Raw genomic sequence first — 2,794 nt, forward strand, 5'->3', positions numbered from 1 at the left:
ACATAGAGCCAAAATACTCTACCACTACTGTAATAGATATTGTCACAAATTACATTAAGAATTATAATACCCATAGAATTCAACGGAAGTTGGGTTATCTATCACCGATAGCCTATCGAAAACAGACTGTTTAATCGCCTCTCTTTTGCCCTCTCACTTTTGGGGGTCAGTGCCAAATCATCCCGACCTTGTTTTGTTTTAATAAAAATATTTATTGACTGAAAAACCATTCCTTATTATTTCAAATTTCTATCATTTCAAATTTTTTTGAAAAACTAATGTAATAAAATAACTAGTAATATATAATGAATATACATTTTAGTTAAAGGAGTTTGTTAAATGAAAAAAAGAAAAAGGTTTTTTAGTTGTTTAGGGGGGCTATTGCTGGCATCAAGTTTGATGATTGGCACGGAGGCTCAGGCTGTTTCTGTTGCAAATGAAAGACAAACAATTGAGCAGCCGAATGGATCGAGGTTTGAGGTAACGATTAGAGGAGATGAGTTTAATAGTTACTATCTTACTGACGATGGAGCAATCGTCAAGAGAGGGTCGGATAATTATTGGTATTATGAAACAACTGACTCTTATAATAAAGGAGCATCAAGCTTATTTAAATATGGTATCGATAATCGCCCAATGAATGCATTGACAGAAGCTGAAATTGTAGAAAGCAGCGTTCAAAGTCAGGACTTTTTATCAGATACAACAAGTAAACTGCGCTCTCAGATGAAGTGGAGTAAAGATCAGAATCTATTGGTGATTCTTGTAGAGTTTGATGATGTGTCTCTTTCCACAACTGAAGCAGAATGGGAAAATAAAATCTTTAGTGAATCAGGGAAATCAATGCGTACCTATTATCAAGAACAGACGGAAGGGCAAATTGATATTAAACCAGCTATAGATAGCTATGGGGCGAATGACGGGATTGTAAAAGTTAAATTGAATCGTAAGCACCCAAATACAGGGATAAATATCAGTGCAACTTTAAGTAGAGAAATAATGAAGGAAGCACTAGAAAAAGCAGATGAGTATGTAGATTTTGCCCAGTATGACACTAGGAACCGTGAAAAACCAAATTATCTAGAACAAGATGAGCTTCATGTAATGACTATTTATGCTGGTTATGAAGCTTCCAAACAGACCAATATGACTATACCAGGTGTTCGAGGACATAAATATCAATTTTATTACCTGCCTAAACTTGATGGAAAGGAAATAAAGTATTATACCACCTTTGGCGAAAAAATGGATTTTGGCGGCAGCAACAATAATAAAATTGCTTCAATTGGAGTAATTGCTCATGAATTTGGGCATGATTTAGGGTTGCCGGATTTGTATAATACAACAGGGTCTGGTAAAGGGCTAGGAGCAACCTCGTTAATGGCCGGTGGAAGTTGGAATGCTGAGCGTGGAGAGGTCTCTGGAACAACACCAGCTGGACTGGATGCTTATTCTAAAGAACAACTGGGAATGCCGGTTCAGGTTGTGGATTTAGATGAAAATCCAGAGGGTATTTATGAGCTGCGGACACTTTTAAATAAAGTGGACAATCCCAATATTTTGAGAGTGAATACAGAGAATTCTTGGGAGTATTTTCTGATTGAAAATAGACAGTTTGAAGGCTTTGATAAGGGGTATCAATCTATGTTCTTTCACTCTGGCGGCATTGCTGTTTACCGTGTAGATAAACGATATGGACAAAACGTTAGTGTTGGTGAGCAGCTGGTAACACTGCTTGAGGCAGAACAAAATATTACGGGTGCTTCTAAGATGGATGCAAACAATCCCTGGTATGGGGATCCATTTTATTACATTGGAACAGGAATCCATAAAAAAACGCAAGCAAACTCGGTTACAAAAACAACCAATCCTTCAACGAAGCTTTCTAATGGAAACTATGGTGAGTTTTCAATCGAGGTATTGGATGCGCCAGCAACTTCAATGAAGGTTAAAATTAGTAAGCATCGTCCTGTTGAAAGTGTTTCTTTTGATTTTTCAGAAAAAACCATTGAAGCAGGAGAGTCTTTTGAAGCCAATCCATCAATCATTCCAGAGAATGCATCAAACAAAAACTTGAAATGGGAAAGTGCAGATGAGACAATTGCAGTTGTTGATAAAGAGGGAAAAGTTACTGGAGTAAAGGCAGGACAGACAACGATTACTGTGAAAAGTGAAGATGGTGGAAAAGAAGCTTCTTTTATATTGACAGTGACAAGAATCCCTGTAGTTTTAGAAGATATTATTGTAAATGAAAATGTTTTATTTGTTGATGTAAATGAGACGAAGCAAGCACCAATTACCTTACAGCCGGAAAATGCTTATTTAGATGAACTGGTTTGGACAATTCAGGATCAAAAATTGGCCAAGGTTGATAGAAATGGAAAAATCACTGGACTTGAAAAAGGAAAGACAACGCTCAAGATTACTAGTAAAGACAAGAAAATTGTTAAAGAAATCACTTTATTGATAGGTGACGATCATGGGAATACCACTGATACAGCAACCAAAATCAATTTAAATGAAACGATAAAAGCACGTATTGATTATACTTTCGATGATGATGTTTTCGAAATTTCAGAGGCGGAGAAGCTAAACGCAGTAATTATAGAATCGCCGACAGGTACACCTTGGAGTGTGCTGCCAACAGTAAATGGTGTGCAGACAAGCGACTGGTTCAAGCATTTCCAGTATGAAGGGAAATATTACTCTGTTATTAGTAAAATTAATAATAATCGCTATATACCAATGGATAAAGTTCGTTTTGTGATGGATTATAATGTGTTAAAACGTCAGA

The 2,794-nt window shown here is 36.5% G+C and carries 2 protein-coding genes; both read left to right on the forward strand.

The annotated features are described in order from the left end of the window. A partial coding sequence (locus AC1Z3K_RS18550) for an IS3 family transposase (protein WP_461732511.1) occupies positions 1–134 on the forward strand: 134 nt, incomplete at its 5' end. 205 nt (positions 135–339) lie between these two features. Then, on the forward strand, positions 340–2,794 hold a 2,455-nt coding region (locus tag AC1Z3K_RS18555; protein ID WP_461733559.1), incomplete at its 3' end, for a M6 family metalloprotease domain-containing protein.

The sequence above is a fragment of the Enterococcus sp. LJL128 genome, assembly GCF_056924295.1.